The following is a 16,030-nucleotide window of genomic DNA, read 5'->3' on the forward strand; positions in this document are numbered from 1 at the left end:
GCGAGGGATCGGGTCAGAACTCTTCCCAGGAATCCGTCCCGACGGTCGCCTTGGGAGCGGCGCCTCCGCCTGAACCGACCGACCTCATCTGTACGACGGGTCCGGAACTGGCACGGGGAGCCGCGCCAGCACGCCGGGTGATCGGCAGAGGCTGGGTCTGCCGAGGAGCGGAGGTCGTGAAATGTTCGACCATAGAGGCGAGCTTTTCGGTTTCGGCGCTCAGATTCTGCGCCGCGGCGCTCGTCTCCTCGACCATCGCCGCATTCTGCTGGGTCACCTTGTCCATCTGGTCGGCGGCGGTGGAAACCTCCTTCAGCGAGACGGCCTGCTCACGCGCGCTCCGGGCGATCTCCTGGACTCCACGGCTCATGTCGCCGACCTGATGCACGATCTCCTCCAGCGACCGACCGGAAGCGGTGACGAGTTCGACGCCGACGGCGACCTGCGCGGAGGAGGTCGAGATCAGTCCCTTGATCTCCTTGGCCGCTTCCGCGGAGCGCTGGGCGAGCCCCCGGACCTCCTGGGCGACAACGGCAAAGCCCCGTCCGGCTTCTCCGGCGCGCGCCGCCTCGACGCCGGCGTTGAGCGCGAGGAGGTTCGTCTGGAAGGCGATCTCGTCGATGACGCCGATGATCTTGCTGATCTGGTCGGACGAATTTTCGATCTGCGCCATGGCCGTGATGGCACGACTGACGATCTCGCCACCCTTTTCGGCGTTCTTCTGCGCCGTCACGGCGGAGGATTGCGCGCTTCCGGCTCCCACCGCCGTCTCGTTCACCGCACCGGTCACTTCGCTCAAGGCCGCAACCGTCTGTTCCAACGATGCCGCTTGCTGTTCCGTGCGCTGGGACAGGTCCCCCGACGCGACGGAAATTTCGCCAAGGCCGATGCGGATCGTGCCGACGGCCGACACCACTTGGGAAATGGTGCCCTCGAGGGAGGCGAGACTGTCGTTGAACTGACGACGGATCGGCTCGAACTCCTGCGCCACCGCCTTGTTCATCCGAACCGTCAGGTCGCCGTCCGACAAAGCGCTGAACCCTGCCTCGACCGCACCGATGAAATCGCGAAGCTCCTGGGCCTTGGCTTGATCGATGCCGTTCTGTCGGTCGCGAAGGTTCACTTCGGCAGTCCGGGCATCGCCCGCCTCCGCCTCGAGCTTGATGGTCCTGTGAGCGGCTTGCTTGAAGACCTCCACCGCAGAAGCCATCGCGCCGATTTCATCGGTACGATCCGTGCCGACCACGTGGGCGGTCAGGTCGCCGCGCGCCAGCCGCTTCATGACGTCGGTCAGAACCTTGAGCGGCTTGACGACACTCGCGGCCCAGATGGCGACGCCGAACCCGATGACGAGCGCTCCCAGGCAGAGAAAGATCATCAGGACCTGGAAGCCGTGGGCCACGGACCGGGTATCGGTCGCAAGCGACTGGTTCGCAGCTTCCTCGAGGTCGATGAACTGGTTGATCCGTTTCAGCCATTCCTTGAAGGCAGGCCGGGCTTGCGCCATGAGGAGGTCGTGGGCGGCCACGACGCCACCGGACTGACGCAACGCGATCACCTGCGTGATCAGGGGCAGTGTCTTGGCCTCGATGTCCTTGATGCTCTCGAGGATCTGCGTTTCGGTCGGCGTCACGCCGGTTCCGGCCGCGAAGATGTCATCCATCTTGGTAGCGGACGCCTTGTAGGCGTCCGACAGCCGCTCAATGTCCGCAAGCGCGGACGTGAGGTCATCCGCATCCGCGAACAGAACGACGTCGCGAAGGCTGATGGCCCGATCGTGAACGCTGCCCCGGAAGTTGATGGCATAGCGCTGCTTCACGCTGTTCACGTCGTTCATCGCCGTCAGATTGTCGTTGATGACGTTGACTTGGTAGGTGCTGATGGCCGCCGTTCCAAGCATGACGAGAATAATCGTCGAGAACCCAACGTAGAGACGCGTTTTCAGACTGAAGTTGACGGCCATGACGAAACCTCTAAGGCATGCTTGCCCTGGCGATTTGTCTCAGCTATTCCCTAACGAAGTCGCCGGGTCTCCCGGACATATTTTTGATGATCTTTTCGATCGGTAGAATTGCCCGACCAACGCCGATGAAAAGACGATGCGCTATGTGTTTTTACTTAATCAGCACATGATGGGGGCGGAGGTTCCGATGGAGCTGCTTGCTCCGCGCCCTTGCCGGCCGTGGCCTGCGCATCGTCGGCGGCCGGAACCGCCCGAAGGACCGGCGCCGGGATCGGGCTGAACGGGCGGTCGCTCTCATGAACGCCTTGGTGCGGTCGTCCCGTATCGTCTCGCGCCAGCCTCGCCTCCGGCCCGGATACCTCAACGAAAAAGGCGCCGCCCATTGGCGACGCCCTTCCCGTAGAACCTGTCTCGAAGGATCAGGTCGTCGAAACGATCAGGAACCCTGACCGTAGACTTCGACCTGGCCGTTCGGCTTGATCTGGATCGAGCCGATCTCGGAGAGCTTGATGCCGTTCTTCTCGAGCGCCTCGGCAAGACCCGGATTGGCCGCGATCGTCGAGGCGACCTGAGCCGCGTCGGTCTTGGTGTTGGTCGGGTTCTGGGCCGCGAGATTGTTCACGATCGTGTAGTTGCCCGTCAGGTCGGTCGACGCGGTCGTCGCGTTGTCCGTGCCCATCGTGGCGGTCTGAGCGAAGGAAGCGGCCGGGATCATGAACGAGGCGACCGTGGCGGCGAGAATGAACTTCTTCATGGAATGAACCTTTCGACGTTGGTTTTCCGGTGGTCCCCGCCAGGCGGGGTTGCGAACATCTTTTGCAAGTTTCCGCATCCGGTATCGGCGATGTAAACTGGCGTTGGGCGCTTCCGTTCCCGCCGAACGGGGCGAAAGATCCCGATGACGCGTCTGTGATCAGCGAAACGTTTCGTCAGCAAAGCGAAGTCTCGCTGCCCCAAAAAAGGCAGATTTTCGACCTGCCCCGTGGCGTTCAGCCGGGTTCTCCGCTTTACTGCGTAGGGATTGGACGACTAAGGGTCTGTTCCTGACTGTGCAGCAGATGCTCCCCGAACCAGCTCGGATCGATGCCTTGACCCACCATGTCTCAGACCTGAACGGGGATCGAATCGCGGCGCTCGCGACGGCCGGAGGCGCAGCGCGCGCCGCCGGCATCCATCGGCGCTTCGCCGAGGATGCCGCTCGCTTCGAAACCTTCACCCGTCGCCTGGACGACCTGCTTCTCGACGTCTCCAAATGCGCCATCGGCACCTCCGATCTCAACGCTCTCTATGCGTTCGCGCGGGATATGCAGCTCGAAGCCAAGCGCGACGCGATGTTCGCCGGCGCACCCATCAACACGACCGAGAACCGCTCCGTGCTCCATGTCGCTCTGCGGGGCGAGGAGAGCGACGGCTTTGCAATCGACGGACGCCCCGTCGGCCCCGACGTGTCGGCCGTTCTCGAGGCGATGAGCGCTTTTGCGACGAGCCTTCGCGACGGCTCGCGCACCGGCGCGACCGGCAAGGCCTTCACCGACGTCGTCAACATCGGCATCGGCGGCTCCGATCTCGGGCCGGTGATGGTCACCCTGGCGCTGGCCCCGTTCCACGACGGACCCCGCGCGCATTTCGTCTCCAATGTCGACAGCGCGCACATCGCCGACACCCTGAAGGGCCTCAATCCCGAGACGACGCTCTTCATCGTCGCCTCCAAGACCTTCACCACGATCGAGACCATGACGAACGCGGCCACCGCGAGGGCCTTCGTGGCCGAGGCGCTCGGCGAGGCGGCGGTGGCGAAGCACTTCGCGGCCGTCTCCACCGCGCTCGACAAGGTCGCGGCCTTCGGCATCGATCCGGCGCTCGTCTTCGGCTTCTGGGACTGGGTCGGGGGGCGCTATTCGGTCTGGTCGGCGGTCGGCCTTCCCGTCATGATCGCCGTCGGACCGGAGAACTTCCGCCGCTTCCTCGCCGGAGCGCGCGATCTCGACCGCCACTTCAGATCCGCGCCGCTGGAGGAGAACCTGCCGGTCCTGCTCGGTCTCGTCGGCTGGTGGCATCGCGTGGCGCAGGGCTACCCGGCGCGCGCGATCCTGCCCTACGACCAGCGCCTGCTGCGGCTGCCGGCCTATCTCCAGCAGCTCGACATGGAATCCAACGGCAAGCGCGTCGAGGTCGACGGCTCGGCGGTGCACACGCCGACCGGGCCGCTCGTCTGGGGCGAGCCCGGCACCAACGGGCAGCACGCCTTCTACCAGCTCATCCACCAGGGGACCGATCCGATCCCGGCCGAGTTCATCGTGGCGGCCCGAGGCCACGAGCCCGATCTCGCGGTCCATCACGAACTTCTCCTCGCCAACTGCCTCGCGCAGAGCGAGGCCCTGATGGTCGGGCGCTCCCTGGAACAGGCGCGTCGGCAGCTTCTCGACAAGGGCGTCGACGAGGCCGAGGCCGAGCGGCTCGCCCCGCATCGGGCATTCCCCGGCGACCGCCCCTCGATCACCATCCTTCACGAGACGCTCGATCCCTATGCGCTGGGACGCCTCGTCGCGCTCTACGAGCACCGCGTCTTCGTCGAGGCGCAGCTTTTCGGCATCAACGCCTTCGATCAGTGGGGCGTCGAACTCGGCAAGGAACTCGCCACCGGCCTTCTTCCGGTGGTCCAAGGTCAGGTCGCAACAACGGGACGGGACGGCTCCACGGCGGGCCTCGTCCGTGTCATCAGCGAGATGAGGAAGACATCATGACGTCTGCACTCGAAGCCCGCACCGCCGAGGACGAGGCCATCGGCTCCCCCGATCGCCCTGCGCCGATGGCCGAGCCACGCCGCAACGACGCCGATACGCTGGCACTCGAAATCCTCGAGAAACTGACCTACGCGATCGGCAAGGACCCGGCCGCGGCCCGCCGGCACGACTGGCTTCAGGCCACCACGCTCGCCGTCCGCGATCGCATCATCGACCGCTGGTTCAAGTCGACGCACGAGATCTACGACAAGCAGCAGAAGCGCGTCTGCTATCTCTCGATGGAGTTCCTGATCGGTCGACTCCTGCGCGATGCGATCGACAATCTCGGCCTCACGGTCGAGGTGAAGGCCGCCCTGTCGCGATACGACGTCGATATCGAGATGATCGAGCTTCTGGAGCCCGATGCCGCGCTCGGAAACGGCGGCCTCGGCCGTCTGGCCGCCTGCTTCATGGAATCCATGGCCTCCACCGGCGTCCCCGCCTTCGGTTACGGGATCCGCTACGTTCACGGCTTCTTCCGGCAGGAGATCGTCGGCGGCGAGCAGGTCGAACTGCCGGAGACCTGGCTCGCTCACGGCAACCCCTGGGAATTCGAGCGTCGCGAATCCGCCTACGAGATCGGCTTCGGCGGAAAGGTCGCCGCGATCGACGAACCCGGCAAGCCGCCGCGGCAGGTCTGGCGCCCGGCCGAGCGCGTTCTCGCCGTCGCCTACGACACACCCGTCGTCGGCTGGCGCGGTAAGCACGTGAACACGCTGCGCCTCTGGAGCGCGCAGTCGCTCGACCCGATCCTCCTCGACGCCTTCAACTCCGGCGATCACATCGGCGCCGTGCGCGAGGCCAACAAGGCCGAGGCGATCACCCGCGTCCTCTACCCCGCCGATTCGCATCAGGCCGGCCAGGAGCTGCGCCTGCGCCAGGAATACTTCTTCTCCTCGGCCTCGCTGCAGGACATCATCCGCCGCCATCTCAGCCAGTATCCGGACCTCTCGAACCTGTCCGAGAAGGTCTCGATCCAGCTGAACGACACCCATCCCGCCGTGTCGGTCGCCGAACTCATGCGCCTTCTCGTCGACGTCCACGGCTTCGCCTGGGACGCGGCGTGGACGCTGACCAAGGCGACCTTCTCCTACACCAACCACACCCTCCTGCCCGAGGCGCTGGAGACCTGGCCGATCCATCTCTTCGAGCGCCTCCTGCCGCGCCAGATGCAGATCATCTACGCGATCAACGCGCAGGTGATCCGCGAGGCCAGCCAGGACAAGGGACTCGACGGCGCCAAGATCGCGGCCATCTCGCTCATCGACGAGAACAATGGCCGGCGCGTGCGCATGGGCCAGCTCGCCTTCGCCGGCTCGCACACGATCAACGGCGTTTCGGCGCTGCACACCGAGCTGATGAAGCAGACCGTCTTCCACAATCTGCACGAGCTCTATCCGACGCGCATCCAGAACAAGACCAACGGCGTGACGCCGCGTCGCTGGCTGATGCAGTGCAATCCCGGGCTGACCTCGCTCGTCACGGAGGCCGTCGGTCCGGCCTTCATGGACGATATCGACCGCCTCGCCGATCTCGACGCGCTCGCCACCGACAGCGCCTTCCGCGAGCGTTTCATGGCGGTCAAGCGCCAGAACAAGGCACGCCTCGCGCAGGTCGTGGAGGACCGTCTGGCGATCTCGCTCGACCCGTCCGCGATCTTCGACATCCAGGTGAAGCGCATCCACGAATACAAGCGCCAGTTCCTGAACATCATCGAAGCCATCGCGCTCTACGACCAGATCCGCTCGCATCCCGAAATCGACTGGCAGCCGCGCGTGAAGATCTTCGCGGGCAAGGCCGCGCCGAGCTATGCGCAGGCCAAGGAGATCATCCATCTCATCAACGACGTCGCCCGCGTCGTGAACTCCGATCCCTCGGTGCGCAACCTCCTCAAGGTCGTGTTCGTCCCGAACTACAATGTCAGCCTCGCCGAGATCATCATGCCCGCGGCCGACGTCTCCGAGCAGATCTCGACCGCCGGCCTCGAAGCCTCGGGCACCGGCAACATGAAGTTCGCCCTCAACGGCGCGTTGACGATCGGCACGCTCGACGGCGCCAATGTCGAAATGCTGGAGCACATCGGGGCGGAGAACATCTTCATCTTCGGCCTCACCGCCGACGAGGTGGCGCAGCGGCGGCGCGAAGCCCATAGCGGTCGCTCCATCATCGACTCGACGCCGCTCCTGCGCGATGCGTTGGGCTCGATCGTCAAGGGCGTGTTCTCGCCGGACGGGGTCGAGCGCTTCCAGGGCCTCGTCCAGAACCTCTACAACAACGACTGGTGGATGATCGCGGCCGATTTCGAGGCCTATTGGAAGACCCAGCGCCGGATCGACGATCTCTGGAGCGACCAGCCGTCCTGGGGCGAGAAGGCCGTGCGCAACACGGCGCGGATGAGCTGGTTCTCCTCCGACCGCTCGATTCGCGAATATGCCAAGGACATCTGGCGCACCGGCACCGATGCCTGATCCAGCCGAACGTCGCGCGGCCGCGAGACCGGCCGCGCGACGTTCGCGCTTTGCTTGTGTCGAACCCGTGGAAGACGAGTTCTGGGGTGCTATGTTTCCGTGCAAGGACGTATAGGATACGCCCTTGCGCCTGAAAACGGCGACCGGGTCGAGCGGCGCCAGCCGAGTTCGCCCAGGAGAAAACATCTGGGAGGATGACGAATGGCGCAACGCAGACCCGGACCCATTTCGCGTGACACGATGGCCTATGTGCTGGCCGGCGGCCGTGGTAGCCGACTCATGGAGCTGACGGACACGCGTGCCAAGCCCGCGGTCTACTTCGGCGGCAAGTCGCGAATCATCGACTTCGCCCTGTCCAACGCTTTGAACTCCGGCATCCGCCGCATCGGCGTCGCCACGCAGTACAAGGCCCATTCCCTGATCCGCCACCTGCAGCGCGGCTGGAACTTCCTTCGGCCGGAGCGAAACGAAAGCTTCGACGTCCTCCCCGCCTCGCAGCGTGTTTCGGAGGACCAGTGGTATGCGGGCACCGCCGACGCGGTCTACCAGAACGTCGACATCATCGAGGACTACGCGCCCCAGTATATCGTCATCCTGGCGGGCGACCACGTCTACAAGATGGACTACGAGATCATGCTCCAGCAGCATGTGGATTCCGGCGCCGACGTGACCGTCGGCTGCCTGGAGGTCCCGCGGATGGAGGCGGTCGGCTTCGGCGTCATGCATGTCGACGAGACCGGTCGCATCACCGATTTCGTGGAAAAGCCCAAGGACCCGCCCTCGATCCCCGGCCGGCCCGACACCGCGCTCGCCTCCATGGGCATCTACGTGTTCGAGACGAAGTTCCTGATGGACCAGCTGCGGCGCGACGCCGCCGATCCGAAGTCCGACCGGGATTTCGGCAAGGACATCATCCCGCACATCGTGCGCCACGGCACCGCGCAGGCGCATTCCTTCAACCGCTCGGTCGTGCGCTCGGCCAATGAATCCGACGCCTACTGGCGCGATGTGGGAACGGTCGACGCCTATTGGCAGGCCAATATCGACCTGACCGACGTCGTGCCGCCGCTCGACATCTACGACCGCGACTGGCCGATCTGGACCTATGCGGAGATCACCCCGCCGGCCAAGTTCGTGCACGACGTCGACGGGCGCCGCGGCTCGGCCGTGTCCTCGCTCGTTTCCGGCGACTGCATCATCTCCGGCGGCTCGCTGAACCGCTCGCTCCTCTTCACCGGCGTGCGCCAGCGCTCCTATTCCCATCTCGACCATGCCGTCGTGCTGCCGCACTGCCATATCGGCCGGAACGTCCGGATCCGGAACGCGGTGATCGACCGGGGCGTCCACATTCCGGACGGGCTGGTGATCGGCGAGGATCCCGAGCTCGACGCGCAACGCTTCCGGCGCACCGAGAGCGGCGTCTGCCTCGTCACCAAGCCGATGATCGACCGGCTCAACTACCGATGAGATACAAGGTCCTTTCGGTCGCCTCCGAGGTCTATCCGTTCATCAAGACGGGTGGGCTCGCGGATGTCGCAGGCGCCCTGCCGCTGGCGCTGGCCGAACTCGGCATGGAGGTGAAGACCCTCCTGCCGTTCTATCCCGAAGTCGCCCGCGCCATCCCGAGGGATGCGACGACGGTCGTCTTCGAGATGGAGGATCTTTTCGGCGGCCCCGCGCGCATCCGCTCGGCCAAGGCCGCGGGGCTCGACGTGCTCCTCATCGACGCGCCGCATCTCTACGACCGGCCGGGCGGCCCCTATGTGACGACCGCCGGTCAGGAGCACCCCGACAACTGGGCACGCTTCGCCGCGCTCGGTCGCGTCGGCGCGATGATCGGCCAGGGCGCGTCCGGCTGGCAGCCGGACATCCTCCACGCCCACGACTGGCAGGCGGCGCTCGCACCCGTCTACCTCTCCTTCTCGGGCGGTCCCCGGCCGAAGACGGTGGTGACGATCCACAATCTCGCCTTCCAGGGCAACTATCCCCGCGAGATCCTGCCGGGCCTGAACCTGCCCTCGACCGCCTGGTCGCTCGAGGGTCTGGAATATTACGGCAGCGTCGGATTCCTCAAGGGAGGGCTTCACGCGGCGGACGCCGTGACGACGGTCAGCCCGACCTATGCCGAGGAGATCGTGACGCCGGAAGGCGGCATGGGCCTCGACGGTCTCCTGCGCGGGCGGTCGAACCGCCTCGTCGGCATCGTCAACGGCATCGACACCGCGGTCTGGGATCCCGGCGCCGACCCGATGATCCCGGCCCATTATGGTGCGAAGACCCTGAAGAACCGCGCCGCGAACAAGCGCGCCGTCGAAGCCGAGTTCGGCCTCGCGCCCGGCGACGGGCCGATCTTCGCCGTGGTGAGCCGCCTCACCTGGCAGAAGGGCATGGACGTGCTGGCCGGGCTCTGCGACGACATGGTGGCCATGGGCGTGCGCCTGGCCGTCATCGGTTCGGGCGAGCCGCTGATCGAGGGCGCGTTCCACGCCGCCCATGCCCGCCATCCCGGCGAGATCGGCGTTCGCATCGGCTATTCCGAGCCGCTCTCGCACCAGCTCCAGGCCGGGGCGGACGGTCTTCTCATCCCCTCGCGCTTCGAGCCCTGCGGACTGACGCAGCTCTACGCGCTGCGTTACGGATGCGTGCCGATCGTCTCCAAGGTCGGCGGGCTCGCCGACACGGTGATCGACGCGAACTACGCCGCCGTCGTCGCCAAGGTCGCCACGGGGATCATCGTCGACGAGGTCGCGAGCGCCCCGCTCCTCGACGCGATCGATCGCGCGCGCCGTCTTTACGACGATGCGCCGGTCTGGCAAGCCATGCAGAGCCGCGGCATGGCGACCGATGTCGGCTGGACGGCGAGCGCGGCCCGCTACAAAGACCTCTACGCTTCCCTTTTGAAGGACAGGCCCTGATGCTCCAAACCGTCGCGACGACGCCGTTCGACGACCAGAAGCCGGGCACGTCCGGTCTTCGCAAGAAGGTCCCGCATTTCAGCCGGCCGAACTATGCCGAGAACTTCATCCAGTCGATCTTCGACGTGGCGGACCGCGAACCCGGCGCGACCCTCGTCATCGGCGGCGACGGGCGCTTTCTCAACCGCGAGGTCATCGGCAAGGCGATCCGCATGGCCGCCGCGAACGGGTTCGGCCGCGTCGTCGTCGGCCGCGACGGCATCCTCTCGACGCCGGCCGCCTCGAACCTCATCCGCAAGCGCCGGGCCGCGGGCGGGCTGATCCTTTCGGCCAGCCACAATCCCGGCGGACCGGACGGCGATTTCGGCATCAAGTACAACATCGCGAACGGCGGCCCGGCCCCCGAAGCCATCACCGAGGCGACCTTCCGCCGCTCGCGCGAGATCGACGCCTATAAGATCTCCGATACGCCCGAGCCGGACCTGTCCAAGGTCGGCGAGACGGTGATCGAAGACATGGTGCTGGAGGTCGTCGATCCCGTCGACGACTATGCCGCGCTGATGGCGACGCTCTTCGACTTCGACAAGATCCGCGCCCTCATCGCCGGCGGCTTCACGCTCTCCTTCGACGCGATGCACGCCGTCACCGGCCCCTATGCCAAGCGCATTCTGGAGGAAACGCTCGGCGCGCCCGCCGGCACCGTCGTCAACGGCGTGCCGCTGGAGGATTTCGGCGGACACCATCCCGATCCGAACGCGGTCTACGCCGCCGATCTGATCTCCCGCCTCATGGCGCCGGACGGCCCCGATTTCGGCGCGGCCTCCGACGGCGACGGCGACCGCAACCTCATCGTCGGGCGCGGCATCGTGGTCTCGCCGTCGGATTCGCTGGCGATCCTCGCCGCCAACGCGCATCTGGCACCCGGCTATGCCAGGGGAATCGCCGGCATCGCCCGTTCCATGCCGACGAGCCAGGCCGCCGATCGCGTCGCCAAGAAGCGCGGCATCGGGATCTACGAGACGCCGACCGGCTGGAAGTTCTTCGGCAACCTCCTCGATGCCGGAAAGGTCACGATCTGCGGCGAGGAGAGCGCCGGCACCGGCTCCGACCATGTCCGCGAGAAGGACGGTCTCTGGGCCGTGCTCCTCTGGCTGAACGTTCTCGCCGAACGCCGGACAAGCGTGAAGGCGATCGTCGAGAGCCACTGGACCGAGTTCGGCCGCACCTACTACCAGCGGCACGATTACGACGAGATCGACAAGGAAAAGGCGGACGGCCTGATGGGCTCGCTCCGCGACCGCCTCGCCTCCATGTCCGGCCAGCGCTTCGGCACGCTCGTCGTCTCGGAAGCCGACGACTTCTCCTACAAGGACCCGATCGACGGCTCGATCTCGACCGGCCAGGGCGTCCGCATCCTCTTCTCCGGCGGCTCGCGCATCGTCTACCGCCTGTCCGGCACCGGCACGGTCGGCGCGACGCTGCGCGTTTACATCGAGCGCTACGAGCCCGACACGACCAAGCACGGAACGGCGCCCGAAGTGGCGCTGAAGGAACTGATCGAGACCGCCGACGTCATCGGCGAGATCCGGAAGCGCACGGGTCGGACGGCGCCGGACGTCGTGACCTGATATCCGGCAGGGTGGACGTCCGATTGCGCTAGGCGCGAGGCGCCCCCCTCTGTCCTGCCGGACATCTCCCCCTTAAGGGGGGAGATCGGCAGCTCCGTCGATAGAGACAAGCCTGATCTCCCCCCTGGAGGGTGAGATGCCGGCAGTCCGAGCGGGGCGCCGTGAAGCGCCACCGGCCACGAATCAGACCACCGGCAAAGCCAGACCACTGGCAGGAAATTGCCTCACGTCGTTCTCTGCTCGAGCCAACCTTTCCCCATACCCGCTCGCTTCGCTCCGAAGGATCCCCCGCATGGCGACATCCATCACCGCCGAGCGCGGCAGGCCCGATGCCCTCGGCGCGACGGTCGAGGCGGACGGCGTCCATGTCGCGGTGGTCTCGGAGAATGCCGACGCGATCGAGCTCTGCCTCTTCGACGAGGCCGGCACGATGGAAACCGAGCGGCTGGAGCTTCCGGGGCATGACGGCCTCACCCGCTTCGGCTTCGTGCCCGGCCTTGCCGAAGGCGCACGGTACGGCTTGCGCGCCAGGGGACCGTTCGACCCGAAGAACGGCCACCGCTTCGACCATTCCAAGCTTCTCGTCGATCCCTATGCCGTGCGGCTCGACCGGCCCTTCCTCTACGAGCCCTCGCTGACCGCGCCGCCCGAGCGCGAGCTCGACAGCGCCGCCTTCCTGCCGCGTGCGATCGTCACCGCGCCGGCCCGAGACGCCGAGCCGCTTCCCTTCGCGCCGCCGGGCTTCACCTACGAGCTTCTGGTGCGCGCCTTCTCACAGGCCGATCCCGACGTCTCGGCCGAGTTGCGCGGGACGATTTCGGCGCTGGCCGAGCCGCACTATATCGACCATCTCCAGCGGATCGGCATCGACACGATCGAGCTGATGCCGCTGGCCGCCTGGATCGACGAGGGGCACCTGACGGCCCGCAACCTCACCAACGCCTGGGGCTACAACCCGATCACCCACATGGCGCCGGACCCGCGCCTCTGCCCCGGCGGCCTCGCCGAGATCCGCCGCACCGTCGACGCCCTCCACGCGCGGGGCATGCGCGTTCTTCTCGACGTCGTCTTCAACCATTCCGGCGAGGGCGACGACGAAGGTCCGACGATCTCCTATCGCGGTCTCGACAACCGCCTCTACTATGCGCACGAGGAGGAGAGGCCGGACGTCCTCGTCAACGTCACCGGCACCGGCAACACCTTCGCCGCCTGGAAGGAGCCGGTCGCCCGCCTCTTCGTCGACGCTGCGCGGACCTGGGTCGAGACCACCGGCATCGATGGTTTCCGCTACGATCTCGCCACCGTCCTCGGCCGCTTCCCCGACGGGTTTCGCGACGACGCGCCCTACTTCAGCATGATCGCCGAGGATCCCGTCCTCAAGGACCGCATCCATCTCGCCGAGCCCTGGGACATCGGCATGGGCGGCTATCAGGTCGGCCGCTTTCCCAAGCCCTTTCTCGAATGGCAGGACCGGTTCCGCGACGACGTGCGCAAGTTCTGGCGCGGCGAGGACGGGCGCGTGCCGGGGCTCGCCACGCGCCTCGCCGGCTCGGCCGATCTCTACGACCGCGACGGCCGCAAGCCCTCCGCCAGCGTCAATTTCGTCGCCGCCCATGACGGGTTCAGCCTCGCCGACCTCGTCATGCACGAGCACAAGCACAACGAGGCGAACGGCGAGGGCAACCGCGACGGCTCGAACGACAACCATTCCTGGAACAACGGCGTGGAAGGGCCGACCGACGATCCCGCCATCATCGCGGCGCGAGGACGCGACATGCGTGCGCTGCTGGCGACGCTGATGGTGGCGCGCGGCAATCCGATGATCGTCGCCGGCGACGAGTTCGGCCGCAGCCAGGGCGGCAACAACAACGGCTATGCGCAGGACAACGAGGTCACCTGGCTCGACTGGGCCCGGGCCGACGAGGCGCTGATCGCCTTCACCGCCGATCTCGCCGCGCTGCGCCGCGATCATCCCGCGCTCTCGGCCGATGCCTTCCTGACCGGATCCCGCCTCGATGACACGGCGTTGCCCGATGTCGTCTGGCGCCGCGAGGACGGCGCGGCGATGGAAAACGGCGACTGGCAGGATCCCGGCCGCCGCTTCCTCGGCATGGACCTCGCCGCGAAGGGCGCGGACGGCGCGCCGGAGCGGGCGCTCGTCTACCTCAATGCCGGGCGGGACGATGCGGGCGTCGCCCTTCCCGCGCCGCAGCCGGGACGGCGCTGGACGCTTCGCCTCCAGTCGGACTGGCCGGGCCTGGAGCCGCGCCCTCTCGACCCCTCGGCCGGACTGGTCGTGAAGGCGCGCTCGGTCTTCGTGCTGGTGGAACGGACGGAGACGGATTGAAGGCCGGGGAAGACAACCGACAGGCCGTTCCCGCCTCATCCACGGCATTTGCCCCCGACCGCCCGAACCCGTAAAACCCCGCCATGCCGATCCGCGCCCTCACCGAGACCATCATCGACCAGATCGCGGCCGGCGAGGTGGTCGAGCGGCCGGCAAGCGTCGTCAAGGAGCTGGTGGAGAACGCGATCGATGCCGGTGCGCGGCGGATCGAGATCGTCACGGCCGGCGGCGGCAAGAGCCTGATCCGCATTTCCGACGACGGGCACGGCATTCCGGCCGCCGAACTGCCGCTCGCGGTGCGCCGCCACTGCACCTCCAAGCTGACCGACGATCTCGCCGCCATCGCGACGCTCGGCTTTCGCGGCGAGGCCCTGCCCTCGATCGGGTCGGTCGCGCGGCTCACCCTGCGCTCGCGCCATCGGGGCTCGGAGGACGCACACGAGATCGAGGTCCATGGCGGACGCACATCCGCAGTCCGTCCCGCCGCCCATGGCGCGGGCACCGTCGTCGAGGTCCGCGACCTCTTCCACGCCGTTCCCGCCCGGCTGAAGTTCCTGAAGAGCGAGCGCGCGGAGACCGCCGCCATCACCGACGTCGTCCGGCGGATCGCCATCGCCGCGCCAAGGGTCCGCTTCGAGCTGGCCGGCGCCGATCGCGTGCCCCTGACGCTGGAGGCCGGCGACGGTCTCGCGCGGATCTCGGCCGTCGTCGGCGCGGATTTCGCCTCGGATTCGATCCCGATCGACGCGTCCCGCGACGGCGTCGCCCTCACCGGCTTCGCCGGCCTTCCCACGACGGGACGCGGCAATGCGCAGTTCCAATATGTCTACGTGAACGGCCGGCCCGTTCGCGACAAGATGATGCTCTCGGCGCTCCGCGGCGCCTATGCCGACGCCATGGCGCGGGACCGTCATCCCGTCGCGGTCCTGTTTCTCGAGATCGATCCCGCGCTCGTCGACGTCAACGTCCATCCCGCCAAGGCCGACGTGCGCTTCCGCGATCCCGGCCTCGTGCGCGGTCTCATCGTCGGCGCGATCCGCGAGGCGCTGGCGGCGCGCGGCCTCAGCCGTTCGGCGCAAGGAGCGGCCGAGATGATGGACCGCTTCCAAACGGGCGGCGACGCGTCCGCGCCCGCCTGGCAGCCGTCCTTCGCCACCGGCGGTTTTCGGCCGGCCTTCGCGGAGCGCTCGCAGGCGCCCTATCGCGCGGAGGCCTCGCCCTTCCGACCGCTGGAGCCGGACGCGCGCGGCGCCGCGTCGTCCGGCGATGTCGGAAGCGACTTCGCGCCGGCCGCGCGCATGGCCGATCCGAACCCGGACACGGCGCCGGGGGACCACCCGCTCGGCGCCGCGCGGGCGCAGGTCCACGACAATTACGTGATCGCCGAGACGCCCGACGGGATCGTCATCGTCGACCAGCACGCGGCCCACGAGCGTCTCGTCTACGAGACGCTGAAGACGGCGATCCACGGCAGGCCGCTCCCCGCCCAGTTCCTGCTGCTGCCCGAGATCGTCGATCTGCCGAGCGACGACGCCGACCGCCTCGCCACCGCCGCGGAGGCGCTCGAACGCTTCGGGCTGTCGCTGGAGCGCTTCGGGCCGGGCGCCGTCGCCGTCCGTTCCACGCCGGCGATCCTCGGCGCGGTCGATGTGCCCGCCCTCGTGCGCGATCTCGCCGACGAACTCGCCGAGGACGAGACGGTCGAGGGCTTGAAGGGCCGCATCGACGCGGTGGCGGCGACCATCGCCTGCCACGGATCGGTGCGCTCCGGCCGCCGGCTCCGGGCCGAGGAGATGAACGCGCTGCTGCGCCAGATGGAGGCGACGCCGGGCTCGGGCACCTGCAATCACGGCCGCCCCACCTTCGTCGCCCTGAAGCTCGTCGATATCGAGCGTCTCTTCGGCCGGCGGTGAGGCCGCTGCGCCG

At 67.3% G+C, this 16,030-nt stretch carries 9 protein-coding genes; 7 read left to right on the plus strand and 2 right to left on the minus strand.

Annotated elements, in window-relative coordinates; genetic code table 11:
* Positions 1-13: 13 nt before the first annotated feature.
* Both ASG43_RS04470 and ASG43_RS04475 read right to left on the minus strand, forming a co-directional pair.
* Positions 14-1,963 (minus strand): methyl-accepting chemotaxis protein, encoded by a 1,950-nt coding sequence (locus ASG43_RS04470; RefSeq protein WP_056500618.1) that lies wholly within the window; start codon positions 1,961-1,963, stop codon positions 14-16.
* 436 nt (positions 1,964-2,399) lie between these two features.
* Positions 2,400-2,717 carry a hypothetical protein gene (locus tag ASG43_RS04475; RefSeq protein WP_056500621.1) on the minus strand — a complete coding sequence of 106 codons (318 nt, stop codon included), beginning with the start codon at positions 2,715-2,717 and terminating at the stop codon, positions 2,400-2,402.
* A gap of 370 nt (positions 2,718-3,087) precedes the next feature.
* On the opposite strand from ASG43_RS04475, the gene pgi reads away from it, so the two are divergent.
* The 7 genes from pgi (at position 3,088) to mutL (ending at position 16,017) form a co-directional block, all read left to right on the plus strand.
* Positions 3,088-4,707 carry a glucose-6-phosphate isomerase gene (gene pgi / locus ASG43_RS04480; protein ID WP_056501145.1) on the plus strand — a complete coding sequence of 540 codons (1,620 nt, stop codon included), beginning with the start codon at positions 3,088-3,090 and terminating at the stop codon, positions 4,705-4,707.
* Between the two features lie 65 nt (positions 4,708-4,772).
* A complete protein-coding gene (locus ASG43_RS04485; protein ID WP_244487983.1) occupies positions 4,773-7,214 on the plus strand; it encodes a glycogen/starch/alpha-glucan phosphorylase in 2,442 nt (813 codons plus the stop codon).
* A 201-nt stretch (positions 7,215-7,415) separates the two neighbouring features.
* Positions 7,416-8,681 (plus strand): glucose-1-phosphate adenylyltransferase, encoded by a 1,266-nt coding sequence (gene glgC, locus ASG43_RS04490; protein ID WP_056500626.1) that lies wholly within the window; start codon positions 7,416-7,418, stop codon positions 8,679-8,681.
* The gene (glgA, locus tag ASG43_RS04495) at positions 8,678-10,129 is read left to right on the plus strand and encodes a glycogen synthase GlgA (protein WP_056500628.1); all 1,452 of its coding nucleotides are present in this window, start codon (positions 8,678-8,680) and stop codon (positions 10,127-10,129) included. The genes glgC and glgA overlap by 4 nt, the downstream gene beginning before the upstream one ends.
* The gene (locus ASG43_RS04500; RefSeq protein WP_056501147.1) at positions 10,126-11,757 is read left to right on the plus strand and encodes an alpha-D-glucose phosphate-specific phosphoglucomutase; all 1,632 of its coding nucleotides are present in this window, start codon (positions 10,126-10,128) and stop codon (positions 11,755-11,757) included. Before glgA ends, ASG43_RS04500 begins: the two co-directional genes overlap by 4 nt.
* Positions 11,758-12,049: 292 nt before the next feature.
* Positions 12,050-14,104 (plus strand): glycogen debranching protein GlgX, encoded by a 2,055-nt coding sequence (gene glgX / locus ASG43_RS04505; RefSeq protein ID WP_056500629.1) that lies wholly within the window; start codon positions 12,050-12,052, stop codon positions 14,102-14,104.
* Positions 14,105-14,187: 83 nt separating this feature from the next.
* The gene (gene mutL, locus ASG43_RS04510; protein WP_056500632.1) at positions 14,188-16,017 is read left to right on the plus strand and encodes a DNA mismatch repair endonuclease MutL; all 1,830 of its coding nucleotides are present in this window, start codon (positions 14,188-14,190) and stop codon (positions 16,015-16,017) included.
* The last annotated feature ends 13 nt before the right edge of the window (positions 16,018-16,030 follow it).

Source organism: Aureimonas sp. Leaf454 (assembly GCF_001424685.1).
In the GTDB taxonomy this organism is placed as follows: Bacteria; Pseudomonadota; Alphaproteobacteria; order Rhizobiales; family Rhizobiaceae; genus Plantimonas.